Source organism: Mesorhizobium subarcticum (assembly GCF_055456085.1).
This window is the reverse complement of record NZ_CM144237.1, coordinates 2051868-2077259: the sequence shown is the minus strand read 5'-3', so window position 1 is coordinate 2077259 and position 25392 is coordinate 2051868. Positions and strand designations below refer to the sequence as shown.

26 protein-coding genes are annotated in these 25392 nt (G+C 63.0%); 15 read left to right on the top strand and 11 right to left on the bottom strand.

Annotated elements, in window-relative coordinates:
* Positions 1-6 precede the first annotated feature (6 nt).
* Together ACZYHG_RS10140 and rpoH are read left to right on the top strand one after the other, a co-directional pair.
* Positions 7-1077 (top strand): RluA family pseudouridine synthase, encoded by a 1071-nt coding sequence (locus ACZYHG_RS10140; RefSeq protein ID WP_464613667.1) that lies wholly within the window; start codon positions 7-9, stop codon positions 1075-1077.
* A 212-nt stretch (positions 1078-1289) separates the two neighbouring features.
* A complete protein-coding gene (rpoH, locus tag ACZYHG_RS10135; RefSeq protein ID WP_464613666.1) occupies positions 1290-2201 on the top strand; it encodes an RNA polymerase sigma factor RpoH in 912 nt (303 codons plus the stop codon).
* A gap of 84 nt (positions 2202-2285) precedes the next feature.
* Here rpoH and ACZYHG_RS10130 read toward each other — a convergent pair whose 3' ends face one another.
* The 4 genes from ACZYHG_RS10130 to ACZYHG_RS10115 form a co-directional block, all read right to left on the bottom strand.
* Positions 2286-3158: an MBL fold metallo-hydrolase gene (locus tag ACZYHG_RS10130; protein WP_464613665.1), complete on the bottom strand. Its 873-nt coding sequence runs from the start codon at positions 3156-3158 to the stop codon at positions 2286-2288.
* A gap of 143 nt (positions 3159-3301) precedes the next feature.
* On the bottom strand, positions 3302-3961 hold the full coding sequence (locus ACZYHG_RS10125; protein ID WP_027031502.1) for a peroxiredoxin: 660 nt from the start codon (positions 3959-3961) through the stop codon (positions 3302-3304).
* Between the two features lie 233 nt (positions 3962-4194).
* Positions 4195-4560, bottom strand: coding sequence for a cell division protein ZapA (locus ACZYHG_RS10120; RefSeq protein WP_464613664.1), 366 nt, complete (start codon positions 4558-4560; stop codon positions 4195-4197).
* An 11-nt stretch (positions 4561-4571) separates the two neighbouring features.
* Entirely contained in the window at positions 4572-4844 is a 273-nt protein-coding gene (locus ACZYHG_RS10115; protein ID WP_006200774.1) for a DUF4164 domain-containing protein, read from the bottom strand.
* 261 nt (positions 4845-5105) lie between these two features.
* Between ACZYHG_RS10115 and tkt the strand changes: the two genes are divergently transcribed.
* The 7 genes from tkt (at position 5106) to ACZYHG_RS10080 (ending at position 14554) form a co-directional block, all read left to right on the top strand.
* Positions 5106-7097 carry a transketolase gene (gene tkt / locus ACZYHG_RS10110; protein ID WP_464613663.1) on the top strand — a complete coding sequence of 664 codons (1992 nt, stop codon included), beginning with the start codon at positions 5106-5108 and terminating at the stop codon, positions 7095-7097.
* Between the two features lie 209 nt (positions 7098-7306).
* Positions 7307-8317 (top strand): type I glyceraldehyde-3-phosphate dehydrogenase, encoded by a 1011-nt coding sequence (gene gap / locus ACZYHG_RS10105; protein WP_464613662.1) that lies wholly within the window; start codon positions 7307-7309, stop codon positions 8315-8317.
* Positions 8318-8501: 184 nt separating this feature from the next.
* Positions 8502-10391, top strand: coding sequence for a potassium/proton antiporter (locus ACZYHG_RS10100; RefSeq protein ID WP_464613661.1), 1890 nt, complete (start codon positions 8502-8504; stop codon positions 10389-10391).
* 124 nt (positions 10392-10515) lie between these two features.
* The gene (locus tag ACZYHG_RS10095; RefSeq protein ID WP_464613660.1) at positions 10516-11718 is read left to right on the top strand and encodes a phosphoglycerate kinase; all 1203 of its coding nucleotides are present in this window, start codon (positions 10516-10518) and stop codon (positions 11716-11718) included.
* 121 nt (positions 11719-11839) lie between these two features.
* On the top strand, positions 11840-12865 hold the full coding sequence (locus tag ACZYHG_RS10090) for a class I fructose-bisphosphate aldolase (protein ID WP_464613659.1): 1026 nt from the start codon (positions 11840-11842) through the stop codon (positions 12863-12865).
* 173 nt (positions 12866-13038) lie between these two features.
* On the top strand, positions 13039-13779 hold the full coding sequence (locus tag ACZYHG_RS10085; RefSeq protein ID WP_464613658.1) for a DUF899 domain-containing protein: 741 nt from the start codon (positions 13039-13041) through the stop codon (positions 13777-13779).
* 61 nt (positions 13780-13840) lie between these two features.
* A complete protein-coding gene (locus tag ACZYHG_RS10080; protein ID WP_464613657.1) occupies positions 13841-14554 on the top strand; it encodes an SGNH/GDSL hydrolase family protein in 714 nt (237 codons plus the stop codon).
* Between the two features lie 28 nt (positions 14555-14582).
* Here ACZYHG_RS10080 and ACZYHG_RS10075 read toward each other — a convergent pair whose 3' ends face one another.
* From ACZYHG_RS10075 to ACZYHG_RS10065, 3 genes are all read right to left on the bottom strand, one after another.
* The gene (locus tag ACZYHG_RS10075; RefSeq protein WP_080512074.1) at positions 14583-14744 is read right to left on the bottom strand and encodes a hypothetical protein; all 162 of its coding nucleotides are present in this window, start codon (positions 14742-14744) and stop codon (positions 14583-14585) included.
* A 120-nt stretch (positions 14745-14864) separates the two neighbouring features.
* The gene (locus ACZYHG_RS10070) at positions 14865-16355 is read right to left on the bottom strand and encodes an ArnT family glycosyltransferase (RefSeq protein WP_464613656.1); all 1491 of its coding nucleotides are present in this window, start codon (positions 16353-16355) and stop codon (positions 14865-14867) included.
* Between the two features lie 148 nt (positions 16356-16503).
* Positions 16504-17457, bottom strand: coding sequence for a ring-cleaving dioxygenase (locus ACZYHG_RS10065; RefSeq protein ID WP_464613655.1), 954 nt, complete (start codon positions 17455-17457; stop codon positions 16504-16506).
* 309 nt (positions 17458-17766) lie between these two features.
* Here ACZYHG_RS10065 and ACZYHG_RS10060 point away from each other — a divergent pair, with 309 nt between their 5' ends.
* The 4 genes from ACZYHG_RS10060 (at position 17767) to ACZYHG_RS10045 (ending at position 19876) form a co-directional block, all read left to right on the top strand.
* A complete protein-coding gene (locus ACZYHG_RS10060; RefSeq protein WP_080680850.1) occupies positions 17767-17934 on the top strand; it encodes a hypothetical protein in 168 nt (55 codons plus the stop codon).
* A gap of 84 nt (positions 17935-18018) precedes the next feature.
* Positions 18019-18609 carry a DJ-1/PfpI family protein gene (locus ACZYHG_RS10055; RefSeq protein ID WP_464613654.1) on the top strand — a complete coding sequence of 197 codons (591 nt, stop codon included), beginning with the start codon at positions 18019-18021 and terminating at the stop codon, positions 18607-18609.
* Between the two features lie 67 nt (positions 18610-18676).
* Complete coding sequence (locus ACZYHG_RS10050) at positions 18677-19084, top strand: hypothetical protein (protein ID WP_464613653.1); 408 nt, start codon at positions 18677-18679, stop codon at positions 19082-19084.
* A 72-nt stretch (positions 19085-19156) separates the two neighbouring features.
* The gene (locus tag ACZYHG_RS10045; protein ID WP_027031515.1) at positions 19157-19876 is read left to right on the top strand and encodes a helix-turn-helix transcriptional regulator; all 720 of its coding nucleotides are present in this window, start codon (positions 19157-19159) and stop codon (positions 19874-19876) included.
* A 64-nt stretch (positions 19877-19940) separates the two neighbouring features.
* On the opposite strand, the gene ACZYHG_RS10040 is transcribed toward ACZYHG_RS10045, so the two are convergent.
* The 4 genes from ACZYHG_RS10040 to ACZYHG_RS10025 form a co-directional block, all read right to left on the bottom strand.
* A complete protein-coding gene (locus tag ACZYHG_RS10040) occupies positions 19941-20636 on the bottom strand; it encodes a DUF1013 domain-containing protein (RefSeq protein WP_027031516.1) in 696 nt (231 codons plus the stop codon).
* Between the two features lie 184 nt (positions 20637-20820).
* Positions 20821-21903 (bottom strand): helix-turn-helix transcriptional regulator, encoded by a 1083-nt coding sequence (locus ACZYHG_RS10035; protein ID WP_464614656.1) that lies wholly within the window; start codon positions 21901-21903, stop codon positions 20821-20823.
* Between the two features lie 362 nt (positions 21904-22265).
* Positions 22266-22406: a DUF1127 domain-containing protein gene (locus ACZYHG_RS10030; RefSeq protein WP_080680851.1), complete on the bottom strand. Its 141-nt coding sequence runs from the start codon at positions 22404-22406 to the stop codon at positions 22266-22268.
* A 324-nt stretch (positions 22407-22730) separates the two neighbouring features.
* Positions 22731-23741 (bottom strand): NAD(P)H-quinone oxidoreductase, encoded by a 1011-nt coding sequence (locus ACZYHG_RS10025; protein WP_464613652.1) that lies wholly within the window; start codon positions 23739-23741, stop codon positions 22731-22733.
* Between the two features lie 120 nt (positions 23742-23861).
* Between ACZYHG_RS10025 and ACZYHG_RS10020 the strand changes: the two genes are divergently transcribed.
* Positions 23862-24056 carry a DUF1192 domain-containing protein gene (locus tag ACZYHG_RS10020; protein WP_027059123.1) on the top strand — a complete coding sequence of 65 codons (195 nt, stop codon included), beginning with the start codon at positions 23862-23864 and terminating at the stop codon, positions 24054-24056.
* 82 nt (positions 24057-24138) lie between these two features.
* A complete protein-coding gene (locus tag ACZYHG_RS10015; RefSeq protein WP_464613651.1) occupies positions 24139-25386 on the top strand; it encodes an MFS transporter in 1248 nt (415 codons plus the stop codon).
* Positions 25387-25392: the final 6 nt, after the last annotated feature.

The following is a 25392-nucleotide window of genomic DNA, read 5'->3' as shown; positions in this document are numbered from 1 at the left end:
TTTTCGATGAGCGCTCATAGCGAAGAGGCCCCCGAATTGATAGAGGACCGATTGATAGAGGACCGATTGACGGAGGCCGGGCCGACCGTGCTGGTGGTGGGCCCGGACGCGGCCGGCCAGCGCCTCGACCAGTGGCTGGCGGCGAGCCTCGGCCCCGACATGTCGCGCAGCCGTGTGCAGATGCTGATCAGGCAGGGCGCCGTCACGATCGACGGCAAGCCGGTCGACGAGACCAAGCGCAAGATGATCCCAGGCGAGCGCGTGTCGGTCGTGATGCCCGAACCGGAGCCGGCCTCGCCACAGGGCGAGAACATCGCGCTCGATGTGCTCTATGAGGACGACGAACTCATCGTCATCAACAAGCCGGCCGGGCTTGTCGTGCATCCCGGCGCCGGCAACTGGACCGGCACGCTGGTCAACGCGCTGATCCATCATTGCGGCGACAGCCTTTCGGGCATTGGCGGCGTGCGGCGGCCGGGCATCGTGCACCGCCTGGACAAGGAGACCAGCGGCGTCATGGTGGTGGCCAAGACCGACCGCGCCCACAAGGCGCTGTCCGAGGCCTTCGCCGATCACGGCCGGACCGGCGATCTCGAGCGCGCCTATCTGGCTTTGGTCTGGGGCATACCGCAGAGGCCGACCGGAACGGTCGATGCGCCGCTTGGCCGCGCCGCCGACCGGGTGCGCCGTGCGGTGGTGCCGGAAGGGCGCGACGACGCCCGCCATGCCGTTACCCACTTTGCCGTGCAGGAGCGCTTCGGCGAAGGCCAGAAGGACTTCGCCACCGCCAGCCTGGTCGAGTGCCGGCTGGAGACCGGCCGCACCCACCAGATCCGCGTCCACATGGCCCATATCGGCCATCCCGTCATCGGCGACCCCGACTACGGCCAGGCCTTTCGCACCAAGTCCAACCGGTTGCCGGAACCACTGAAAAGCCAGGTCAAAGCATTTTCCCGGCAAGCTTTGCATGCCTGGCTCCTTGCATTTCGCCACCCCACTACCCATCTAACGATGAGGTTCGAGGCGCCGATACCGGGGGACATGGAGGAACTCGTCGGCGGCTTTCGCAAACTCTGAACCTGTCACCGTCAAGCCCGAAACCAGCCGTCAAAAAACCTGACTGACATTGTTCACTTCAACGTGACACACTGTTTCGTGTTGAACAAATGCCTGTCTTTTCTGGTTTTGTTCCTGTATAAGATCTGATGTCGCGAGCGAGCCTTTTGGTGCTTGCGTCACATGCCCGCCGCGTTTCGGGGGCATCACTCCAATAGAGAGGGGGCGCTATCATGGCCCAGTCATTACCCAGTATCGTTTCCGGCGAAGGCGGCCTCAGCCGCTATCTGGAAGAAATCCGCCGCTTTCCCATGCTTCAGCCGCAGGAAGAGTACATGCTCGCCAAGCGTTATGCCGAGCATGAAGACACTTCCGCCGCCCACAAGCTCGTCACCAGCCATTTGCGGCTCGTCGCCAAGATCGCCATGGGCTATCGCGGCTATGGCTTGCCGATCGGCGAAGTGATCTCGGAAGGCAATGTCGGCCTGATGCAGGCCGTCAAGAAATTCGAACCCGAGCGCGGCTTCCGCCTCGCGACATACGCCATGTGGTGGATCAAGGCCTCGATCCAGGAGTACATCCTGCGCTCGTGGAGCCTGGTCAAGATGGGCACGACCGCCAACCAGAAGCGGCTGTTCTTCAACCTGCGCAAGGTGAAGGGCAAGATCCAGGCTCTGGACGACGGCGACCTCAAGCCCGACCAGATCGCCGAGATCGCCACGCGGCTGAACGTTTCCGAAGCCGAAGTGGTCTCGATGAACCGCCGCCTGTCGGGCGACGCATCGCTCAACGCCCCGATCCGGGCGAGCGAAGGCGAGTCCGGCGAATGGCAGGACTGGCTGGTCGACGACCACGAAAGCCAGGAAGACATGCTGATCGAGCAGGACGAGCTGGAGAACCGGCGCGGCATGCTGTCCGGCGCTCTTGCCGTGCTCAACGAGCGCGAGCGGCGCATCTTCGAGGCCCGTCGCCTCGCCGAGGAGCCGCTGACGCTGGAGGAGCTCTCGGCCGAGTTCGACATCAGCCGCGAGCGCGTGCGCCAGATCGAAGTGCGCGCCTTCGAGAAGGTGCAGGATGCGGTCAAGGCCGCCGCCAAGCGCCAGACCCAGGCGCTGCGCACCATCGAGGCACAGCCGGCGGCATAAGCCTGCTTCGGCGACAAGACATCAAGGCGGCGTCAGGAAACTGGCGCCGCTTTTTTGTGTCTTGAGCCAGTGTGGCGCGTTACTTCAGAGTGCGTCGAGCGGAAACTTCAGATACCGCCGGCCATTGGCTTCCGGCTCCGGCAACCGTCCGCCGTTCATGTTGACCTGCAGCGCATGCAGGATCAGCCGCGGCATCGGCAATGTCCGGTCGCGCGCCTGGCGCAAGGCGACGAACTCGGCTTCGGTGCGCGCGGCAACAAGATGAATGTTTGTCGCCCTCTGCGCCGCCACCGTGCTTTCCCACAAGGGTTCGCGGCCACCGGCCTGATAGTCGTGGCCGACGAAAACGCGCGTCTCCTCCGGCAAGGCCAGTATGTCCTGGATCGAGCGCCACAGCCGCGCGGCGCTGCCGCCGGGAAAGTCGGCCCTTGCCGTGCCGCTGTCCGGCATGAACAGCGTGTCATGCACGAAGGCGGCGTCGCCGATCACATAGCTGATCGAGGCCAGCGTATGTCCAGGTGAGAACAGCACCTTGACCGGAAGGCTGCCGACCCGGAAGGTCTCGCCCTCTGCGAACAGCCTGTCCCACTGCGAGCCGTCGGCGGGAAAATCCGGCCAATTGTAGATCACCTTCCACAGGTTCTGGACGTCGACGATCCCTAGGCCGATCGCGGTCGGCGCCCCGGTCTTCTGTTTCAGGTAGTGCGCGGCCGAGAAATGGTCGGCATGGGGATGGGTGTCGAGAATCCACTCGAGCTTCAGTCCGTTTGCCCGGATGAATTCGAGCAAGGCGTCGGCGTTCTTCGTCGCCGTTGCGCCGGACTTTTCGTCGAAATCGAGGATCGGGTCGATGACGGCGCAGCTTTTCGTCGCCGGGTCGGCGACGACGTACTGGATGGCTCCGGTCGGCTTGTCATGGAAGCCGGTGACTTGCGGTTTGGCCGAAGCGATGTCCAATGTCGGCCCCTCCCGCTTGCTCTGACAGGAATGATTTTCTCTGTCTGGATGAAACAAGAGCATGGTCATCTAGCAGGACGAACCGGTCAAGTACGCCTTGCTAGAAACAGGACAAAAACTGAAAACGCCCGATCGAGAAAACTCTAGGCGGAAGGCTGCTTGGTCTTCCTGAGATACGGCAGGATGGTCTCGTAGGCGCCGAAACGCTTGATCGCATCCTCGTTGGAAACGGCGGCGGTGATGATGACGTCCTCGCCCTGCTTCCAGTTGGCCGGCGTCGCCACCTGGTGCTTGGCGGTCAGCTGGATGGAATCGATGACGCGCAGGATCTCGTCGAAGTTACGGCCGGTGGTCATCGGATAGGTCAGCACCAGCTTGATCTTCTTGTCCGGCCCGATGAGATAGACCGAGCGCACGGTGGCGTTGTCGGCGGGCGTGCGGCCCTCCGAAGTGTCGCCGGCGCCGGCCGGTAGCATGTCATAGAGCTTGGCGACCTTGAGGTCCTTGTCGCCGATCAGCGGATAGTGCACCTCATGGCCGGTCGCCGTCTTGATGTCGGCCTGCCACTTGTCGTGGCTTGCAACCGGATCGACCGAAGTGCCGATGATCTTGACGTTGCGTTTCTTGAACTCGCCCTCCAGCCCGGCCACGGTGCCGAGTTCGGTCGTGCAGACCGGCGTGAAGTTCTTCGGATGGCTGAACAAGAGGGCCCAGCCGTCGCCGATCCAGTCATGGAAGCTGATCGTCCCTTGCGTGGTCTCGGCGGTGAAGTCGGGCGCGATATCGTTGATACGAAGGCTCATGGCACATTTCCCCTGTAACTAATCTGGTCGCCTGTAACTAATCTGGTCAGGAGCGAGAGCGGCAAATCACGCTGCCGTCAAAGCGTCCTCGCCCTGGCATCACCGCATCTTAGCGCAAAAATCGCGGCTGCAAGATAATAGGAAACTCTTGTCGGCATCGGAACGAGCATTTTCGTTCTGCGAGCGCGTTAGCCTGATCATCTTCACCAGGGGGAATGCCGCTGCGCGCCGCGTCAGGCCTTGCTGACCGCCAGCGTCGCCGTCAGGTCTTCCATGCGCTGTGCCAGGGCGCCAAGCGCGTTGGTCAGCACGCCGTCATTCTTGTCGGCCTTGGTCAGTGCCTCGTCGCGCGTCTTGCGCAAGGTCAGCACTTCGCTTTCCATGCCCTTGACGCGTTTCTGCAACTCCGAGAGCTCGTCCATCACCATGATACCGGCCATGACGGTCAGTCGCTGGTCACCGATCTCGCCAAAAGAATCCTTCAGATGCGAGACATAGCGGTCGAAACGCTCGGCAAGGTCGATCAGATGCTCTTCCTGGCCCTCGTCGCAGGCCATGCGATACTGCTTGCCGTCGATTGAAACCGTGACCTGTGCCATCGGGCCAGCTCCTATCTGTCCAACACGGCGCGGATGGTTTCCATCGCGGTCACCAGCCGTCGCGAGACTTCCTTGTTGGCATCTTCCAGCCGTTCGGCGCGCGCTTCAGAATTGTCGAGCTCCTGCGCCAGCCGGGAGCGATCGGCATTCATCCGCTGCACCTCGGCCTCGGCTTCCGAGTAGTCGCGCTCATGCTCGAGCTTGGCGGCGACGGCATTTTCCAGCCCCTCGATGGCCTTGCCCAGCCTGGCGATCACTTCCTTGAGCGTGGTTTCCCCGGTCATGGCCTTCGTCCTGTGCCCTGCCCATCACCGAATCGTTCGCGTTCAGAACGCGTTATCCCGGAAACATTAGGCACCGGGTGAAGGCAACGTCAACAAAGCTCTCGCGACTGTCCCCCGCTAACGCTAATGTAGGCCCGCTGCCAGCATCACAAGACCGGCAAATACGCACCGGTTTGTTGACTAAAAGCCCGCGCCTGCTATGTGTCGCGCACCCTTTTCGAGGGCTCTCCCAAGCCCCCAAACCCCATTTCTGGAGGAACCATGACGTCGCGTGAACAACATGACCGGATGGCCAATGCGATCCGCTTTCTCTCCATGGACGCGGTCGAGAAGGCCCAGTCCGGCCATCCTGGCCTGCCGATGGGCTGCGCCGACATCGCCACGGTGCTGTTCACGCGCTTCCTGAAATACGACCCCAAGGCGCCGCACTGGCCCGATCGCGACCGCTTCATCCTGTCGGCCGGCCATGGCTCGATGCTGCTCTATTCGTTGCTGCATCTGACCGGCTACGAAGACATGACCATCGACCAGATCAAGCATTTCCGCCAGCTGGGCTCGAAGACCGCCGGCCATCCCGAATACGGTCACGCCACCGGCATCGAGACGACGACCGGCCCGCTCGGCCAGGGTCTGGCCAATTCGGTAGGCTTCGCGCTCGGCGAGCGCATCATGAACGCGGCCTTCGGCAACGACCTCGTCAACCACTACACCTACGTGCTGGCCGGCGACGGCTGCCTGATGGAAGGCGTTTCCCAGGAAGCCATCGCGCTTGCCGGCCATCTCAAGCTCAACAGGCTGATCGTCTTCTGGGACAACAACAACATCTCGATCGACGGTCCGGTCTCGCTGTCCGACAACACCGACCAGGTCGCCCGCTTCCAGGCCTCCGGCTGGAACGCCAGCCACATCGACGGCACCGATCCCGAAGCCATCGCCTATGCCATCGAAGCCGCCCGCCATTCCGACAAGCCGACGATGATCGCCTGCAAGACGACCATCGGCTTCGGCGCACCGACCAAGGCCGGCACCAACAAGGCGCACGGATCGCCGCTCGGCGCCGACGAGATCGCCGGCGCGCGCAAGTTCTTCAATTGGGATTCGCCGCCCTTCGAGATTCCGGCCGACATCCTCGACGCCTGGCGTACCGCCGGCAAGTCCGGCGCCAAGCCGCGCGCCGACTGGGAAGCCCGCCTGGCCAAGGCCGAGCCCAAGCTCAAGGCCGAGTTCGAGCGCCGGATCGCCGGCAAGCTGCCGTCCAACTTCGACGCCGTCATCGCCGACTACAAGAAGAAACTCTCGGCCGACAAGCCGAAGGTCGCCACCCGCAAATCGTCGGAAATGGCGCTGGAAGTCATCAACGGCGCGGTGCCGGAAACCATCGGCGGCTCCGCCGACCTGACCGGCTCCAACAACACAAAGACCAGCCAGACCAAGAACATCACGCCGGACGATTATGGCCAGCGCTATGTCCACTATGGCATCCGCGAGCATGGCATGGCGGCGGCGATCAACGGCCTGACGCTGTATGGCGGCCTCATCGCCTATGGCGGCACCTTCATGTGCTTCTCCGACTATGCCCGTCCCTCGATGCGGCTTTCCTCGCTGATGGGCATCCGCTCGATCTTCGTCATGACCCATGATTCCATTGGTCTGGGCGAAGATGGCCCGACGCACCAGCCGGTCGAGCATCTGGCGGCCCTGCGCGCCATCCCCAACCACAATGTCTTCCGTCCGGCCGACGCGGTGGAAACCGCCGAATGCTGGCAGATCGCCATCGAATCCGAAAAGACGCCGTCGACCCTGGCGCTGACCCGCCAGAACCTGCCGACGGTGCGCACCGAGCACTCGGCCAAGAACCTGAGCAGCCAGGGCGCCTACGAACTGGCAGCGGCCAATGGCGAGGCAGCGGTGACGATCTTCGCCACCGGCTCCGAGATCGAGATCGCCCTTGGTGCCCGTGACTTGTTGGAAAAGCACGGCCATCCGACCCGCGTCGTCTCGGTGCCTTGCTTCGAACTGTTCGACAAGCAGAGCGACGACTATCGCAAGAAGACGATCGGCAATGCGCCGATCAAGATGGCGATCGAGGCCGGTATCCGTCAGGGCTGGGATCACCTCATCGGCTCGGACGGCATCTTCATCGGCATGACCGGCTTCGGCGCCTCGGGCACCATCGAGCAGCTCTACCCGCATTTCGGCATCACCGCAGAGGCAGCGGCCAAGGCAGCGGAAGCCCGCCTGCACGCCAAGTAAGGCAGTGCATGTCGCCCAAAAGCGTATCGCGGTTTTGGGACAACGACATGCACGAGACAAAATGATCCGGCGAGATCGCGCAAAGCGATTTCGCCGGGCTGGCCTAACCTAATCGATTTAAATCCATGCCTTGGATGGCTGGATTCTTCGGCCGTCCGCCGCTATGAAGCTGCGGACCAAATTACCTTCCAGCTCCCAGGGAGAGAAAAATGACCGTCAGAGTTGCCATCAACGGATTCGGCCGCATTGGCCGCAACATCCTGCGCGCCATCCATGAATCCGGCCGCAAGGATATCGACGTCGTCGCCGTCAACGATCTCGGCCCGGTCGAGACCAACGCCCATCTGCTCCGCTATGACAGCGTGCATGGCCGCTTCCCGCATGAGGTCAGTGTCGATGGAGACCAGATCACCGTCGGCAAGGAAAAGTTCAAGGTCACCGCGATCAAGGATCCGAGCCAGCTGCCGTGGAAGGAACTCGGCGTCGACATCGCGCTCGAATGCACCGGCATCTTCACCGCCCGCGACAAGGCTGCCGCGCACCTGACCGCCGGCGCCAAGCGCGTGCTGGTTTCGGCACCTGCCGATGGTGCTGACCTGACCGTGGTCTACGGCATCAACCACGACAAACTGACCAAGGACCACATCGTCATCTCCAACGCGTCCTGCACCACCAATTGCCTGGCTCCGCTGGCCGCCGTGCTGCACGAGACGGTCGGCATCGAAAAAGGCATGATGACGACGATCCATTCCTACACGGGCGACCAGCCGACGCTGGACACCATGCACAAGGATCTCTACCGGGCCCGCGCCGCCGCCCTGTCGCAGATCCCGACCTCGACCGGTGCCGCCAAGGCGATCGGCCTCGTCCTGCCCGACCTGAAGGGCAAGCTCGACGGCATCTCGATCCGCGTGCCGACCCCGAACGTCTCGGTCGTCGACTTCAAGTTCATCGCCAAGCGCGCCACCACGGTCCAGGAAATCAACGAAGCGGTCATCGCCGCCTCCAACGGCAAGCTCAAGGGCATTCTCGGCGTCACCCATCACCCGAATGTCTCGATCGATTTCAACCATGATCCGCGTTCGTCGATTCTGGCGCTCGACCAGACCAAGGTGATGGACGGCAACTTCGTTTCGGTGCTGTCCTGGTATGACAATGAATGGGGCTTCTCCAACCGCATGGGCGACACTGCGGTCGCCTTCGGCAAGACCATCGCCTGATCTGAAGGCTCACCTTCTCAAGACTTGAAACGCCCGGCTTTGTCCGGGCGTTTTTCATTTGCCGGAACAGCGGAAAATCAGCAGCTCGGGGCAAAAAACCACCCTCCCGCCTTGCACTGGCCATGCCTTCGCCCCACTCTCCCTTGAATCGGTAAGGCAGAGGAATTCGAGGGGCAAATCACGGATGGAGCATGCGATCTATCTCGTCACGCTGGTTGGCACAGCTCTTGTCGTCGCCGCCGCGTTTTCGAGCCTGATTGCCTTCCGCTTCGGCGCCCCGCTCCTGCTTCTGTTTCTCTGCATCGGGCTTGCCACCGGCACAGACGGCCTCGGCATCGAGTTCGACAACGCCCGCATCGCTTATTTTGCCGGCTCACTGGCGCTCGCCGTCATCCTGTTTGATTCCGGTTTCGGCACGCCCCTCAACGCCTTGCGGCAGGCGGCTGGCCCGGCGCTGTCGCTGGCAACCGTCGGCGTGCTTCTCACCACCGGGCTCTTCGGCGCCGCCGCCCACTATCTGCTCAACCTCAGCTGGCTGGAATCCTTCCTGCTCGGTGCCGCGGTCGCCTCGACCGACGCCGCGGCGGTGTTCTTCCTGCTGCGCGCCGGCGAGATCAATCTACGCGAGCGCGTGCGTTCAACGCTCGAGGTGGAATCCGGCACCAACGACCCGATCGCCATCTTCCTGACCATCACGCTGGTCGAGATCATCGCTGCGCACGCCAACCCCGAAACCAATGTCCTGCTCACCAGCCTGATCCTTGGCTTCTTCCTCAACATGGGCCTTGGCGCACTCGTCGGCGTGCTGGGCGGCCTTGCCATCGTGCGCCTCGTCGACCGGCTCAATCTCGACCATGGCCTGCTGCCGATTTTCGTGCTGACCCTGTCGCTGATGGTATTCGCCGCGGCCGGCGCCATCGGCGGTTCGGGATTCCTGGCGGTCTATATCGCCGGTCTCATTGCCGGCAATTCCGACATCCGCGCCGTTACCATCCTGAAGCGCTTCCAGGACGGCATGTCGTGGCTGGCGCAGATCATCATGTTCCTGATCCTTGGCCTGTTCGCGACGCCGTCGCAGTTCCCGGCCATCATGGTGCCGGCGATAGCGCTTGGCCTGTTCCTGATGTTCGTAGCCCGCCCGATCGCGGTCTGGCTCTGCCTGATCCCGTTCCGCTTGCCCCGCCCAGAAGTCGCCTTCGTGTCCTGGGTCGGGCTGCGCGGTGCCGTCTCGATCCTGCTCGCCATCACGCCGCTGCTCGGCGGGCTGGAAAACGGCCGCATCATCTTCAACACCGCCTTCATCATCGTGCTGGTGTCGCTGGTCATCCAGGGCTGGACGGTCGGTCCGCTGGCGCGCCGCCTTGGCCTCATCGTACCGGCGCGCCTTGGGCCGCTGGACAAGGTCGAACTTGAACTGCCGGGCTCCGCCCACCACGAGCTTCTCGCCTATCGCGTCGCACCCGGCAGCCCGGTGGCGCGCGGCGAACGCATTCCGCGCTGGGCGCGGCCTTCATTGGTGCTGCGCGACGGCCGCTCGATGCGCTTCCAGGACATGGGCCGACTCGCCGCCGGCGACCAGGTCTACATTTTCGTACCGGACCGCTATCCACGCCTGCTCGACAAGCTGTTTGCCAGCCGCGCCGTCGTCGACCCCGAGGATGCCGATTTCTTCGGCGCCTTCGCCGTCGACCCGGCCCGCTCCGCCGCCGAGCTTGAGGCGGCCTACACGCCGGGCCTGACCGAGGCGGAGCAGAAGCAGACCGTCGGCGCCCTGGTCACGGCGCGGCTTGGCGGGCATGCCGAATACGCCGATCGCGTGCTGATCGGCCAGATCGAGCTGATCGTCAGGGATGTCGACGACAAGGGCAAGATCACGGGTCTCGGCCTCTCCTTCGAGCCGACGGCGCCAGTGGCGCGGGTGCCGGTGTTCCTGAGCGCCGGCGAGATGGGCGATCGCCTGAGCGCCTTTATCCGCAACTGGCGCAAGCCGACGGAAACGCAGATGGAAGCGGCTCAGGCAGACCAGAAACCAGCCCCGGAGCCGGCGACAGAAAGGGCAACGACCGAGAGCTGACACGGCGATCGCCTGCGCGCTCCTTCGCGCCCCCGCCAATATTTCGTTCCCACCTCGGCTCAAGCCTTGCATCGTCATTGATGCAAGGTATGGTCCCGGCGATTTTCCACGGAAAGGAACCAGCATGGCCGCCTTCAAGACACTCGACGATATCGGCAACATCAGCGGCAAGCGCGTGCTGGTGCGCGTCGACCTCAACGTTCCCGTCGCCAACGGCAAGGTCACCGACGCCACCCGTATCGAGCGCATCGCGCCGACCATCGCCGAATTGTCCGGCAAGGGTGCCAAGGTCATCCTGCTGGCTCATTTCGGCCGGCCCAAGGATGGCCCCTCGCCCGAATTCTCGCTCGAGCCGATCGCCAAGGCGACAGCGCAAGTGCTCGGCCGCCCCGTCGGCTTTGCCTCGGATTGCGTCGGCGATACCGCGGGAAGTGCTGTCGCCGCCATGGAGAAGGGCGACGTGCTGCTCTTGGAAAACACCCGCTTCTACAAGGCCGAGGAAAAGAACGACCCGGCCTTCACCGAAAGGCTTGCCGCCAATGGTGACATCTTCGTCAACGATGCCTTTTCGGCCGCGCACCGTGCCCACTCCTCGACGGAAGGACTGGCGCGTCTGCTGCCTTCCTTTGCGGGCCGCACCATGCAGGCCGAGCTCGAAGCGTTGGAGAAGGGGCTGGGCAATCCGGTCCGTCCGGTCGTTGCCATTGTCGGCGGCGCCAAGGTCTCGACCAAGATCGATCTGTTGATGAACCTGGTGAAGAAGGTCGACGCGCTGGTCATCGGCGGCGGCATGGCCAACACGTTTCTGGCCGCGCGCGGCACCGATGTCGGCAAGTCGCTGTGCGAGCATGACCTCGCCCAGACCGCCAAGCAGATCATGATCGAGGCGGCCGAGGCCGGCTGCGCCATCATCCTGCCGGTCGACAGCGTCGTCGCCAAGGAATTCAAGGCGGGTGCGGCCTGCGAGACGGTCGCCATCTCCGACGTCCCGGCCGATGGCATGATCCTCGATGTCGGCGCCAGGACCGTGACGACCATCGGCGAATGGATCGACCGCGCCGCGACGCTGGTCTGGAACGGCCCGCTCGGCGCCTTCGAGATCGAGCCGTTCGATCGCGCCACGGTCGCTGCCGCAAAACACGCGGCGGCGCGCACCAAGGCCGGCAAGCTGGTCTCTGTCGCTGGTGGCGGCGATACGGTGGCGGCGCTCAACCATGCCGGTGTCGCCGACGACTTCACCTATGTATCGACCGCAGGCGGCGCCTTCCTGGAATGGATGGAAGGCAAGCCGCTGCCCGGCGTCGACGTGCTGAAGAAGAAGGCCTGACCGGAGCGACAGCGCCAAAAGAGACGCTGGAAACTTTCAATCGATTCGAGCTTTCCGATGCCATTCCTTTGGCGGTAGACTTCCGTTAAGCGCGGAACGAACCCCTTTCAGGAGAAGCAGAATGAGCGAACGTCTCGAAGACATTGCCGCCGCGATCGTAGCCGGCGGCAAGGGCCTGCTGGCCGCCGACGAAAGTTCCGGCACGATCAAGAAGCGTTTCGACGTGATCGGCGTCGAATCGACCGCCGACAGCCGCCGCGACTACCGCGAGATGATGTTCCGCGCCAAGGACGCGATGACAAAGTACATTTCCGGCGTCATCCTCTATGACGAGACCATCCGCCAGAAGGCCGCCGACGGCACGCCGCTGGTCGACATCATCAAGGCGGCCGGTTCCATCCCCGGCATCAAGGTCGATGCCGGCGCCAAGCCACTGGCCGGCTTTCCCGGCGACACCATCACCGAGGGCCTCGACGGCCTGCGCGAGCGCCTGGCTGACTACTACAAGCTTGGCGCCCGCTTTGCCAAATGGCGCGCGGTGATCGACATCGATACCGGCAAGGGAGTGCCTTCAACCAATTCGATCAACTCGAACACCCATGCGCTCGCCCGCTATGCCGCCCTTTGCCAGGAGGCCGGCATCGTGCCGATCGTCGAGCCGGAAGTGCTGATGGATGGCGCCCACGACATCGACACTTGTTTTGAGGTCTCCAAGGCGACGCTGATCAAGCTTTATGATGAACTCCATGCGGCTGGCGTCGTCTTCGAAGGCACGATCCTGAAGCCCAACATGGTCCTGTCGGGCAAGAAGTCGGGCACCGTGGACAGCCCCGAAAAGGTCGCCGAGATGACCATAAAACTGTTCCGCGAGACAGTGCCGGCGGCGGTGCCGGGCATCGCCTTTCTCTCCGGCGGCCAAGAGGACGAGGAAGCGACCGCCAACCTCAACGCTATCAACGCCATCGGCCCGCATCCGTGGAAGCTGACCTTCTCCTATGGCCGGGCGCTACAGGCTGCCCCGCAAAAGGCATGGAGCGGCAAGGCCTCTAACATCGCAGCCGGCCAGGCCGCCTTCACTCATCGCGCCCACATGAATCATCTTGCCGCGCTCGGAAAATGGAAGGCGAGCCTCGAACAGGCGGCCTGAACCAAGTTCTTTCGTCATCTTCGAACCCGGGCCAATGCGCGCCCGGGTTTTTGTTTGTCCGCCTCGGCCTTGGGGCAAGACCTCCGAATTCTTATTTTCTCTGGGCGTTAGCGGCCGCGATGTCGGTTTGCGCCCATCCCGAACGTCCTTGGGGTGCAGACAGGGAGAGGTTCATGCATCGCAACAAGGTCGTTTCTCGCGAAGACTGGTTCCAGGCGCACAAGGCGCATCTGGACCGCGAGAAGGAACTGACTCGGCTTCGCGAGCGCATCGCGGCCGAGCGGCGTGAACTGCCCTGGCTGAAGATCAGGAAGGACTATGTTTTCGAGACCGAGCAAGGACCGAAGAAGCTGGCCGACCTGTTTGGCGCCAACAGCCAGCTGATCGTCTACCACTTCATGTTCGGGCCGGGCTGCAGCCACCATTGCGAAGGTTGTTCCTTCCTTGCCGATCACATCGACGGCGCCAACCAGCATCTCAGGCATCATGACGTGTCGCTGGTGGTGATCTCGCGCGCGCCGCTCGCGGAACTTCTGCCCTACAGACAGCGCATGGGCTGGAAGTTCGACTGGGTGTCGTCCTATGCCTCGGATTTCAACTTCGACATGCAGGTCTCCTTCACCGACAGGCAGATCGCGGCCGGCGACACCACCTACAATTTCGAGACGCGTCCCCGGACGTCGAAGGAGCTGCCCGGCACCAGTGTTTTCTACAAGGATGAGAACGGCGACATCTTTCTCACATTCACATCGCGCGCCCGTGGCGGCGAGGCGCAGATCGGCGCTTATGATTACCTCGACATGACGCCGAAGGGGCGCAACGAGTCCGGCCCCTATCATGGCCTGATGGACTGGGTGCGGCTGCACGACGAATATCAGAACAAGCAGGCCGGTAAGCCGGACTGCTGCGACTGAAGGCGTTCACCTCGGCCCGAACATGCGCTAAGCCTGCCGCAGGTCATTCCACGGTTCCGCCATGCGCTTCCCCGCCTTTCTCACCTGGCTCGCCTTCCCAATCTATGTCTGGCAGGGGCTGGGCGTGCGCCGCCGCACCTCACGCATGCTGCCGGCGCAAGGGCCGGTCATGCACGATCTCGCCGGCAAGGCGCCTGATATCTCGCTGCTCGTGCTGGGTGATTCCTCGGCAGCCTCGGTCGGCGTCGGCAATTCCGAGGACGGGCTTGCCGCGCAACTCGCCATACTGATTGCGCAACGCACAGGCCGCGCCGTGCGCTGGCGCGCCGCCGGCTTCAATTCGGCGACGTCGGGCCAGATCCGCGACCACGTCCTGCCCAATCTGTCGGCCGATCCATGGACGCATATCGTGCTCGCCATCGGAACCAACGACACCAAGAATTTCCACTCGGTGCCGCGTTTCAAGAAGGAGTTCGGCGGCCTGCTCTATGGCCTGCGTGCCAAATGGCCGGAAGCGCGCGTGGTGTGGTCGCCGGTGCTGGAGTTCACCCGCGCGCCGGCCATGCCGCCACTGCTCGGCAAGATCCTCGAGATCCGCGCCACCGCAATGAACCGGATGGGCGAACGGCTCTGCCTGGAGCGTGGCGCGGTGCCGGCCCCGCGCTTGCCGATCACCAATCCCGAAGCAGGTTTTGCCTCGGACGGATTCCACGCCTCGGAAGCCGGCTATCGGGCCTGGGCGGAACATCTCGTCGGCCTGGTGCTTGCTGGCTGAGCATCGACGGGCCGGTGATTATGAATGCCTATGTCAAATGCCCGAGCACGGCTGCCAGCGAGATCGCCGCCATCGCCAGCAGCGCCAGTTTCCAGAAATCGCCGCGGCGTTTCAGCCCCGGCCAGCCGATCGGTTTGATCAGCTGGATGACCATGAAGCCGACAATGACAAGGGCGAGGAGTTTCGTCATGCCGCCTTTGACCAGCAACGCGGCTGACTGTCAAAACCTGCGTCTGAAATGCAGGCCCAAGAATGCGACCAAGCCGGAGGCCCGAATGTCTCCCAATGAACCGAATGTGCTTTCGGCCAGCTACGGTCCAGTCGCAGGGATGCAGGAGCGCGCATCGCGCAGGTCATAGATCCTCACTGTCGGGGCGACGTAGCCATAGTCTCCATATGGTTTCGAAAATTCTGCGGCGACATGACCGTCGAGACAGCGAAACATGCCGGCAAGCTCGTATACTTTCGGGTCCTGCGCGCTCAGCCCGCCGCCGCGCAGGTATCGCTGAAATTTCTGCGATACAAGGTAGTCGGCTGACGAGAGATCGCGGTAATCCCTGGTTTGCGGTGCCGGTTCTCCCATGGGATAATCCACCAGGAAATGCGTGATGCCTTGCTTTTCAAGGAAGCGCATCGCTGCAAATCGGGTGTCTGTTTGCCGATCCAGGTTCGCAACATAGGCCATGCCGGCATGCGCGCTGGCAACCATGGCGACAAGTCCAAGTCCGATCGCCGCCAGCCGGCTCCGGGACCCGATCGACCCCGAACAGGCGATACCGGCGGCCAGCAGCAGATAGACAACGACCGGCAGGATGTAACGCATCAGGCCGACGAGTTTGAGCGGCGAGAGTTCAAGCAGGAAGAGCCAGATGAACGCCCCGCCGGCGTAGGCGGCAACATATTTGTTGCGGTCGGCGATGATGGCGATCGCGATTGCGCCAAGGGCTATCGCCACGGTCGGGCCGGTGAGGCTGGGGATCAGATGATAGCGGAAATGCGTGAGCCCATAGCCCTCCCAGAACCACTCCTTGAGGTCGTGGCCGGTTTCAGCGTGTGTCAGTTCCGTGCCAAGGCCATTGATCACGGTTGAAAGCCCGCTTCCGGTCTCACTCAACAGCGACACGCCGAATATCGCGACCACCGTAAGTGCGTCCGTGGCGGCAATGATGATGGCTTGTCGGAGATTGAGCCGGCAGGAGACAATCGCCGCGATGAAAAGAACGAGGCTGTTGCCGGCGCCCACATATTTCGCCGTTACGGCGAGCCCGAGCGCAAATCCGAAATAGACAAGATTGACCGTGCTGACATGCTCCTTCAGCCGCACCAGTGCATGCAGCCCGACACAGATGGCGAAGACCAGGACCGCGTCTTCCTTGAAATAATGCGCATGAACCGCAATGGCGGGCGACAACGCAAAGACACAGGCCCACAGCAAGGCATTGATGCTGTCCGCGTGGCGTCGCAAGACGATGTAGAAGAGGACGCTTGCGGTGACACAGGCCAAGGCGCTGACACTGCGGCCGACCAGCAGATAGTCATGTTCGTTCGACGCGCCCGAAAGCCATCCCGCAAAGCGGGCCAGTATGATCAACAAGGGCGGGTGTGCGTAATTGTGATGCTGCCCTGCGGCAAACGCCACTTTGAGCGGCTCGTCCGGCTGGATCCCGTACGGGAAGTCGATGTTGTGGAAGGCCAGCGATGCCGAGATCGCCGCCACCACCAAAATAGCCAGCACCTGGGAATCGCCCCGCTGCGCCAGACGGGTCCAGCCGGTCTGCTTGATCGACTGGCTGACGGTCATGGCCTGGCAGCGGGCGCGAGGAGTTTCGACATGCTGCCTTTTTGACCAGCATCATGGCCGGGTGTCAAAGCACACCATTCATCCGCGCCAAGTGACAGGGCCGGCGCCACGATCCCGAACGTGGCGTCGGCCTTTGACGGGAAGCGATCTACTTCAGCGGCTTGAGGCCCGCTTCGATCGAAGCGCGCTTTGCTTCGAGGAACGGCGGCAGCGCCAGGCTTTCGCCCAGCGTCTCCAGCGGCTCGTCGGCGGTGAAGCCCGGCCCATCCGTGGCGATCTCGAACAGGACGCCGTTCGGCTCGCGGAAATAGAGCGAGCGGAAGTAATAGCGCTCGACCTCGCCGCTCGACGGCAGGCGGAATTCGGCCAGACGTGCGGTCCATTGATGCAACGTCTCCTGGTCCGGTGCCCTGAAGGCGACGTGGTGAACCGCGCCGGCGCCTTGTCTCGCAGGCGCCAGCCCGGGCTGCACGGCGACATGAAGTTCCGCCGCCGGACCGCCCGCGCCCATTTCGAAGACATGGACCTGGCCCTCGCCATCAGGTGAGGCATAGTCGCGGACCTTGCGCATGTTCATCACCCTGGTCAGCACCGCCTCGGTGTTGGTGATGTCGGGAACACTGATGACGATCGGCCCGAGCCCGCGGATCTGATGCTCGGCCGGCACCGGGCTCTGCGCCCAGGGATGGCTGCCGCCCTTGCCACCATCGCTGACCAGCCGCAGCCGCTGGCCCTCGGGATCTTCGAAGTCCAACGAAGGATAGCCTCCGATGTCGGCGATCTCGCTCGTTACGACGTTCTCGCCGTTCAAATGCTGCTTCCACCAGGCTAGGCTTTCCGGGTTGCCGACCCTGAGGCTGGTTCGCGCAATGCTGTTCGTGCCGCGCCGTTCGCGCCCGACCGGCCAGTCAAAGAAGGTGAGATCGGTGCCTGGCGTTGCCTCGCCGTCCGCATAGAAGAGGTGATAGGCCGATGTGTCGTCCTGGTTGACCGTCTTCTTGACCAGCCGCAAACCCAGCACCTTCGTGTAGAAGTGAAGATTGCCCGGCGCATTGGCTGTGATGGCGGTCAGATGGTGAATTCCTGTCAGTTGCAAGCTCATGGTCGTCTCCCTGTTTTTGGGGAAGAATTTTCTCCTTTCATATCAGAACTGCGGCCACCTCGCTGAAGGCCACCTATCCTGACAGTCCGTCGCCGTGATGTGAACAATACGGCGCTCATTGTCTCTTCATTGGTGAACAATCGGTGCTCCACCGGCGTGCTGAGGCGAGGCACGACGGCAGCGAAAAACAAGGCTTCCCCTGAGGAGATGCATCGAACCAAACTATCGCCTGGCGCCTGACATGCTCCTGACAGACTGCTGTCAGGAGAGGTATGCGATAGTGTCTCCATCAGAGAGAGGAGACTGGTTATGAACGGTTACACCATTCTGCGCGGCATGCAGCACTATGTCGGCAAGGTTCGCACCATGCGCAACGAAATCCGCACGCAGCGCTTCATGAACGCACTGCCCGCGGACATCCGCAAGGATATCGGCTGGCCGGATATGTATGCGGAACGTCGCTCCCGCGGCAATTGAAACTATTTTTTCGACACGAATATTGGATGCGGCCGGACCAGCGCCCAAATATCAGGTCCGGCATGCGAGGGATGGAGCGCGCTTATGCCCGAACAGAAGACAATCGGCTTCCTCTTCATCGAAGGTTTTGCCGACTGGGAATACGGTTTGCTGGCGGCCTCGGCGGTTGAATGGTTCGGCGCTCGCGCCGTGTCGCTGACTCCCGAAGGCAAGCCGGTGACCGGAATCAGCGGTTTTCGGCTGACACCCGACCGCTCGACCGGCGTTGAAGAGAATGCCGATCTCGATGCTATCGCCGTCATCGGTTCCGACCAGTGGGCGGGCAAGGCGCCGCCGGATGTCGCTGAACTGCTCAATGCCGTCTCAACGCGCGGCGGCGTGGTTGGCGGCATCTGCGCCGGAACACTGGCGCTGGCGCGAGCCGGCATGTTCGAGAGCACCAGGCATACCAGCAATGGCCGCGACTGGATCAACGGCCATGAAGCCGGCTATGCCGGCGACAGCAACTATCAGGATGTGCCGCATGCCGTGGCCGATGGCAGGATCGTTTCCGCGCCGGGGTCGGCGCCCGGCACCTTCGCCCTTGCCTTTCTGAACACGCTCTATCCCGAAAGAGGCAGCGATCTCGCGCAGATGCGAACGCTGTTTGCGAAGGAGTATGCTGAAGCCTCCTGACACTATGCTGTCAGGAGGCACATGCGATGGTGGGACAATGCGCATGGCCGGCCGAAGAGGACGATCGATGAAAAGCTGGAACGACAGGCTGAACACGCCTGGCATCAATGGCGTGAAACCGACGCCGCGCACGATGGGTGACGTGGTCGAAGGCCAGCCGATGCTGGTGCCGACCGCGCGTCAGGTCGATGATTTCATCCGCTCGATTCCCAAGGGCGTCGAGATGGATGTCCGCGCCTTGCGCACGGCCCTTGCCGTTGAACATGGCGCCGAAGTGACATGCCCGGTCACCATAGGCTATCATCTGCGCACCGTTGCCGAAGCCGCCAATGAGGACCTTGAGCGCGGCATGGCACTGAACGACATCGCCCCTTTCTGGCGCGTGCTTGATGCGAAGACACCGACAACGAGCAAACTGTCCTTTGGCGCGGAGTTCGTCGCCGTGCAGCGCAAGCACGAAGGGCTGAAACCGTAATGCATGTCATCTGGAAGTGGATCCGGTCAGGGAACCACTGCATGCATGGGAAGAACACTGGGGAAGCAAAAGATGCGTCGCGCCGACAGGCTCTTTCAGATCGTGCAGCATTTGCGGGGTGGCCGTCTGGTCACCGCCCAGAAGCTCGGCACGTGGCTCGAGGTTTCCGAGCGAACGATCTATCGCGACATAGCCGACCTGCAGTCGACCGGGGTGCCGATCGACGGGGAGGCTGGTGTTGGATACATGATGAGGGAGGGTTTCGACCTTCCGCCGCTGATGTTCACGCGTGACGAGATCGTGGCGCTGGTTGCCGGCGCCCGCATGGTGCGCGCCTTTGGCGGCGCCGCCATGGCACGCGCCGCCGACGAGGCGCTGGTCAAGATCGGCGCCGTGCTGCCCGATGCCGAAAAAGATCGCATCGCCCGCACGGAGATCCACACGCCGATGTGGGTGGTCAGCGACGCCGCCCGCGAGGCGATCGACCTGATCGAGCGCGCGGTGGAAAAGCGCCAGGTGCTGACCGTTGACTACTCGGATGAGGCCGGCCGTAGCACCGCGCGCGACATCAGGCCGCTCGGCCTGTGGTTCTGGGGCAAGGTGTGGACGCTGGTCGCCTGGTGCGAGATGCGTGACGACTTCCGAGCCTTCCGCATAGACCGCATCGCCTCGGTGGTCATCGCCGGCCGCATCTTCAAGCCGGAGCGCGGCAAGCAGCTTGCCGACTTCTACCGCGCGGTGGAGCGCTCAGAGGACTACGGCATGGCGCCGGACCGCGTGGCGCGCAGCTAAAGCTGCCTGAGCCCATAAAAAAGCCCGCTCGAAGCGGGCTTTTTTCATTGAGGGGTGCGAGATCTCACTCGTCGTCGTCAGCGTCCGTATTCTTCGACTTCAACGCCGAGAGCTTGGCGAACACGGCGTTGGCGTCAAGTTCGGCATCCTCGTCCTTCGGCTTCTCGGGGGCCGGCACCAGACGTTCGGTCAAGGCGGCCGGCAGCAGCGTGTCGCCGACCGGCTGCGCCGGCTCGCGGCCGCGCGAGGCGCGGTTGACTTCCATGTCGAGATCGATCTGCGAAGCCAGACCCAGCGTCACCGGGTCCATCGGCTGCAGATTGGCCGAATTCCAGTGCTTGCGTTCACGGATCTGTTCGATAGTCGACTTGGTGGTGCCGACGAGACGCGAAATCTGCGCGTCCTTCAATTCAGGATGGTTGCGCACCAGCCACAGGATGGCATTCGGCCGGTCCTGGCGCTTCGACAGCGGCGTGTAGCGCGGGCCCTTGCGCTTGGATTCCGGCACCCGCACCTTGGGGTCGGAAAGCTTCAGGCGCTGGTTCGGGTCTTTCTCGGCACGCGCGATCTCGTCGCGGGTCAGCTGGCCGGTCATGATCGGGTCCATGCCCTTGATGCCTTGCGCCGATTCGCCATCGGCGATCGCCTTGACCTCGAGCGGATGCAACCCGCAGAACTGCGCGATCTGCTCGAAGGAAAGCGCGGTGTTGTCAACCAGCCAGACGGCGGTCGCCTTGGGCATCAGCAGCGTATTGGCCATTTCAAAAAATCCTTCTCGTTCGCCCGCGTTCCCGCGCGGGCGGTGGTTTAGAGCCACCAAAATGGGAAATTCGCGGCCTGTATAACCGTTCCCTTGCTGTTTCGCAACGTTTTTGGGAAGGCGTGGCGGCCCCGATACGTGAGCCAGGAGGCAAGCGCGTTCGAATGCCTAGACCGCCGGCGACCTAGCCAAATGGCCCGGCGCTTTTGAGCAGGGCCACGAGCTGGCTTTGCTGGCGTGTCCCGGTCTTGGCGAATATTCGCTCCAGATAGGTCCGGGCGGTCTTTTCCGTGATGTTGGAATCGATTGCCGCGGCTTTGAGCACATGGCCTTGCGATAGCGCCGTGGCCAGGCGCGCCTCGGCCGGCGTCAGGTCGAACAGCCCGGCAAGCAGGGTTGGCGAAGGCACAAGGGAACTCGCGCTGAGCGCCGTCGCCGCCACGAGAATGTCGGCGCCCGAAAAGATCTCGTGCGCCGAACGATGTAGGGGCAGCATGTGCAATATCATCGGCGACCGGCCGCCCAGACCCTGCACCGGTATGGAGCGGACTGTCGGTTGCAATTCGTTGCGCGCGGCGACGACGGCCTGCTGGAACAGCCGATTGGCTTCGGCGTCGGCAATAGCCATGCCGCCAAAGGCGGTGGGCAGGAACAGGGAGGACAGGCCGTCGAACAACGCGTTGGCGACCATCACCCGCCCTTTCAGCGACAGGACAGCCGCCGGCAGGCCCATTGCCGTCATGGCGGCAACCGTCCCCTCGGCACGTTCAAGGCCGAGCCGCCCCGCTATCAGGCCGGCGCGCGCCATGGCTGGCCGGAGGCTATCGAGCACGTCCAGGCTCTTCTGGTCGTAGTCGCCTTCACCCAGCCGTCGCTGAAAGACGAAAATCGCCAGCTCACCGCTGGGCATCGGTATCGCGGTGCAGGCATGTGCGCCGATGCCCATGGAGCGCAGCCGCTGGCGTACCGGATCGTTCTCGATCTCTTCTGGTGTCAGGAAGGCCTCGACGTCGACGAAGCTCGCCGGCTGCAGCGCGCACATGCGCGAAACCGCCGCCGAAAACTGCAGCGTATCGCTCGCCAGCAATTCGGCCTGCAAATCCTGCAGGAATTCGATCGCCCTGCCGCGTGCCGGCTGGTCGTCGCCGAACAGAAAGACGGCGCCACCAACGGAGCCGGAGACGGCATCGATGTCCTCCAGCACATCAGGCCAGAGATCCGGCACGAAGGCCGCCTCATAGATCCTGTTCGTCAGGTCGTCGAGCATGGACACGAAGCCTTTCCGGGCAAGCATCTTGCCGAACCCAAAACAATCAACGCTTCAGGCCGACCGGTCTTCCCCAAGGTCAACCATGCCACGGCGGCAACCGCCGTCAATCATGGATAAGCAAAATGCCACAGAACGGTTGCGCTTGGGCAGCGCCGTTGAACCGCTTCTTGTCGCTGGTCTGCGCAGCCCTGACGGAGGCGCTGCGCACGCTGCTGAAATCGGCAAAGCAATCACCTGAATCCCAAACGACAAAACCCGCCGGACAGTGTCCAGCGGGTTCGGAACCGGAGACGGGAGACGTCTGCGACGGCTCTACTTCTCAACATGAGCCCAGCCCTGCGGCCGGGACATGCCTATAATCAGATCGCCTTGCGGGCGATGCGTTCGATGTCTCCGCGGCTGATGCCGAGGTCGCTGAGCTGACGTGCGTTGAGGCGGTTCAGTTCGCGCACGGTCTCGTTGTACATACGCCAGTTACGGAAAGCACGGATCGGGTTCATGGTAGTCCTCCTGATGGGGTGTTCGTTTCGATGATGCACAAATAGGCATCATCGATGAGGACTTGAACGGCCGATTTTGCATAGCAATGATGCAAATGCTGCATTGCACCATTAAGCTTCTGTTCATCTTGTAGGCAGTGGCAAGGGGCGTTGACCCGGGACGTATCGAGATACCGGTCAGGCCGAGCCGAAAATGGTTGATACCGAGAACCGGAGCGGAGCGTACTTTTCGTACGTGAGCTCAGTTCTACTGCGACGCAGTAGAACTGGGAAGCGCAGGTGTCAGCCATTTGCAGGCCGGCCTCACCGGATTATCGGCGCGTCCTAGCCGACGTCGAGCACAATCTTGCCGATGTGCTCGCCCTCCTCCATGCGCTCATGCGCGCGCCAGGCATCGGTGAGCGGGTAAATCATGTCCATGACCGGCGCCACCTTGCGCGTGCCGAGCAGCGGCCAGACCTGCGCCTCCAGCGCCGCCGCGATCGCCGCTTTGAACTCGACGGTGCGCGGCCGCAGCGTCGAACCTGTATGGGTCAGCCGCTTGACCATGATCTTGGAAAAATCGGCGCTGGCGACAGCGCCGGCCTGGACCGCGATCTGGACGATGCGGCCCTCGACGGCTGCCGCCTCGTAGTTGCGCTGGACATAGTCGCCGCCGACCATGTCGAGGATGACATTGGCGCCCTTGCCGTCCGTCGCCTCCTTGACCGCCTTGACGAAATCCTCCTCGCGGTAATTGATCGCGCGGTCGGCGCCGATCTTCAGGCAGGCGTCGCATTTCTCTTTGCTGCCGGCGGTGGTGATGACATAGGCGCCGAAGGCCGAGGCGAGCTGGATCGCCGTGGTGCCGATGCCAGACGAGCCGCCATGCACCAGCAGCGTCTCGCCCTTCTTCAGGCCGCCGCGCTCGAACACATTGTGCCAGACGGTGAAGTAGTTCTCCGGTACCGCCGCCGCTTCCGTGTGGGTGAAACCGGCTGGCAGCGGCAGCACGCTGCCGGTATGAACCTTGACATATTCGGCGTAGCCGCCGCCTGGCGTCAATGCACAGACCCGGTCGCCGATGCGCCAGCGCGATATCTCGTCGCCAAGGGCGGCCACTTCGCCCGATACTTCGAGGCCCGGCAGGTCCGATGCGCCAAGCGGTGGCGGATAGGCGCCCTTGCGCTGCTGCACATCCGGCCGGTTGACGCCGGCGGCATGCACCTTGATCAGGATTTCGCCGGGTCCGGGCACCGGCACGTCGCGCGTTTCCGGCTTGAGCACGCGCGGGCCGCCCGGCTCCGAGATCGCGATCGCCGTCATAGTTGCCGGAATTCTCTGTCCACTCGCCATGATTTCCCGTCTTTCCCAGCCGTTTTCAGATCGGCTGTTTGCATCGGCGCCCCTGCCCTATGTATGCTGATTACCAAATCAGGCAAATGGCCAAACTGGTGTGGCGGAGGAGGAGCAACGATGGCGATCTTCGACGACGAACCCAAGAAGAAGGCGCGCCCGCACGAGATCGGGCAGGACCTGTCGCTGCTCTCCGTTGGCGAACTGTCTGAGCGGATCGGTATCCTGCGCGACGAGATCACCCGGCTGGAGGCAGAGCTCAAAGCCAAGGACAACACCAAGTCGGCCGCGGAAGCGCTGTTTCGCCGTGGATAGGGGACCGGGCGGAACGGCCCGCCGCTGAAAAGCCGGAATGCGACTGTCTTCAGACCCTTCCAGAGTCCAGCCGGATAAAAAAATGCTCGCATCCTACAGGCCGATCCTTTCCCTGCTTCGCGGCACTGCCTTCCTGCTGGCGGCATCTGGATTGCATGGACTGCTGTTGCCGCTGCGTGGCCAGTTGGAGGGTTTCTCCACCGCATCGCTCGGCCTGATGGGGACGGCCTGGGCCGGCGGCTTCGTCACCGGCTGCTTCTTCGCGCCACGCCTTGTGCGCCGCGCCGGACATGTGCGCGCTTTCGGCGCCTTCGCCGCTTCCGGCGCCATCGTGGCGCTGCTCACCGGCCTGATCATCGATGAATATGTCTGGATCCTGCTGCGCGCCTTCACTGGCTTCACCATGGCCGGTGCCTTCATGGTCATCGAGAGCTGGCTGAACGAGAAGGCCACCAACGAGAATCGCGGCACCGTCTTCGGCCTCTACATGATGGTCACCTATGCCTCGATAATGGGCGGCCAGATGATCGTTGCCGGCGGCGACGTCAAATCGGCGTCGCTGTTCATGATCACCGGCATTCTGTTCTGCCTGTCGCTGATCCCGACCGCCGTTTCGACGGCCTCGCATCCCAAACCGCTGCAGGACGTCAAGCTCGACGTCAAGGGGCTCTACACCAACTCGCCGGTATCGGCGGTCGCTTGCCTGTTGGTCGGCATCGCCAATGGCGCCTGGGGCACGCTGGGTGCCGTCTACGGCGCGCGTATCGGCATCTCAACGGCCGAGATCGCCCTGATGATGAGCCTGGTAGTTGTTGCCGGTGCCGCCATGCAGCTTCCGGCCGGACGCCTGTCCGACAAGACCGACCGGCGTTACGTGCTGGCCGGTGCCGCCTTCGGCGGGGCGTTGGTCGCGCTCCTGATCTTCCTGTTCGAACCGCGCTCAGCCGTCTTTGTCATCGTCTTGACCGCCGCTTACGGCGCTTTCGCCTACACGCTCTATTCGATCGCCGTGGCACATGCCAACGACCACGCGCGGTCGGAGGATTTCGTCAAGGTGTCGGGCGGCCTGCTGCTGCTTTACGGCTTCGGCACCATGATCGGCCCCTTGCTGGCGGCAGCACTGATGGGCTGGATGCGCCCGGAGGGCCTGTTCCTGGCGACCGCCTTCGCGCATCTCTGCCTCGCCGGCTATACGCTGCTGCGCATCAGCCGCCGCGCTCCGGTGCCGATCGAAAACCGCGATGCCTTCAAGACGCAGCCGGCCGACCGGTCGTTGACCCCGGAAGCATTGCGGCTTGACCCAAGAAGAAAAGCAGAAGCAAACGGTTGAGATTCG

What these genes read in the sequence shown, in the direction of transcription:
- ACZYHG_RS10140 (WP_464613667.1), top strand. Translation starts at nt 7, where the DNA reads ATGAGCGCTCATAGCGAAGAGGCCCCCGAATTGATAGAGGACCGATTG.
- rpoH (WP_464613666.1), top strand. Translation starts at nt 1,290, where the DNA reads ATGGCCCAGTCATTACCCAGTATCGTTTCCGGCGAAGGCGGCCTCAGC.
- ACZYHG_RS10125 (WP_027031502.1), bottom strand. Translation starts at nt 3,961, where the DNA reads ATGAGCCTTCGTATCAACGATATCGCGCCCGACTTCACCGCCGAGACC.
- ACZYHG_RS10120 (WP_464613664.1), bottom strand. Translation starts at nt 4,560, where the DNA reads ATGGCACAGGTCACGGTTTCAATCGACGGCAAGCAGTATCGCATGGCC.
- ACZYHG_RS10115 (WP_006200774.1), bottom strand. Translation starts at nt 4,844, where the DNA reads ATGACCGGGGAAACCACGCTCAAGGAAGTGATCGCCAGGCTGGGCAAG.
- tkt (WP_464613663.1), top strand. Translation starts at nt 5,106, where the DNA reads ATGACGTCGCGTGAACAACATGACCGGATGGCCAATGCGATCCGCTTT.
- gap (WP_464613662.1), top strand. Translation starts at nt 7,307, where the DNA reads ATGACCGTCAGAGTTGCCATCAACGGATTCGGCCGCATTGGCCGCAAC.
- ACZYHG_RS10100 (WP_464613661.1), top strand. Translation starts at nt 8,502, where the DNA reads ATGGAGCATGCGATCTATCTCGTCACGCTGGTTGGCACAGCTCTTGTC.
- ACZYHG_RS10095 (WP_464613660.1), top strand. Translation starts at nt 10,516, where the DNA reads ATGGCCGCCTTCAAGACACTCGACGATATCGGCAACATCAGCGGCAAG.
- ACZYHG_RS10090 (WP_464613659.1), top strand. Translation starts at nt 11,840, where the DNA reads ATGAGCGAACGTCTCGAAGACATTGCCGCCGCGATCGTAGCCGGCGGC.
- ACZYHG_RS10085 (WP_464613658.1), top strand. Translation starts at nt 13,039, where the DNA reads ATGCATCGCAACAAGGTCGTTTCTCGCGAAGACTGGTTCCAGGCGCAC.
- ACZYHG_RS10080 (WP_464613657.1), top strand. Translation starts at nt 13,841, where the DNA reads ATGCGCTTCCCCGCCTTTCTCACCTGGCTCGCCTTCCCAATCTATGTC.
- ACZYHG_RS10075 (WP_080512074.1), bottom strand. Translation starts at nt 14,744, where the DNA reads ATGACGAAACTCCTCGCCCTTGTCATTGTCGGCTTCATGGTCATCCAG.
- ACZYHG_RS10070 (WP_464613656.1), bottom strand. Translation starts at nt 16,355, where the DNA reads ATGACCGTCAGCCAGTCGATCAAGCAGACCGGCTGGACCCGTCTGGCG.
- ACZYHG_RS10065 (WP_464613655.1), bottom strand. Translation starts at nt 17,457, where the DNA reads ATGAGCTTGCAACTGACAGGAATTCACCATCTGACCGCCATCACAGCC.
- ACZYHG_RS10060 (WP_080680850.1), top strand. Translation starts at nt 17,767, where the DNA reads ATGAACGGTTACACCATTCTGCGCGGCATGCAGCACTATGTCGGCAAG.
- ACZYHG_RS10055 (WP_464613654.1), top strand. Translation starts at nt 18,019, where the DNA reads ATGCCCGAACAGAAGACAATCGGCTTCCTCTTCATCGAAGGTTTTGCC.
- ACZYHG_RS10050 (WP_464613653.1), top strand. Translation starts at nt 18,677, where the DNA reads ATGAAAAGCTGGAACGACAGGCTGAACACGCCTGGCATCAATGGCGTG.
- ACZYHG_RS10045 (WP_027031515.1), top strand. Translation starts at nt 19,157, where the DNA reads ATGCGTCGCGCCGACAGGCTCTTTCAGATCGTGCAGCATTTGCGGGGT.
- ACZYHG_RS10040 (WP_027031516.1), bottom strand. Translation starts at nt 20,636, where the DNA reads ATGGCCAATACGCTGCTGATGCCCAAGGCGACCGCCGTCTGGCTGGTT.
- ACZYHG_RS10035 (WP_464614656.1), bottom strand. Translation starts at nt 21,903, where the DNA reads ATGCTCGACGACCTGACGAACAGGATCTATGAGGCGGCCTTCGTGCCG.
- ACZYHG_RS10030 (WP_080680851.1), bottom strand. Translation starts at nt 22,406, where the DNA reads ATGAACCCGATCCGTGCTTTCCGTAACTGGCGTATGTACAACGAGACC.
- ACZYHG_RS10025 (WP_464613652.1), bottom strand. Translation starts at nt 23,741, where the DNA reads ATGGCGAGTGGACAGAGAATTCCGGCAACTATGACGGCGATCGCGATC.
- ACZYHG_RS10020 (WP_027059123.1), top strand. Translation starts at nt 23,862, where the DNA reads ATGGCGATCTTCGACGACGAACCCAAGAAGAAGGCGCGCCCGCACGAG.
- ACZYHG_RS10015 (WP_464613651.1), top strand. Translation starts at nt 24,139, where the DNA reads ATGCTCGCATCCTACAGGCCGATCCTTTCCCTGCTTCGCGGCACTGCC.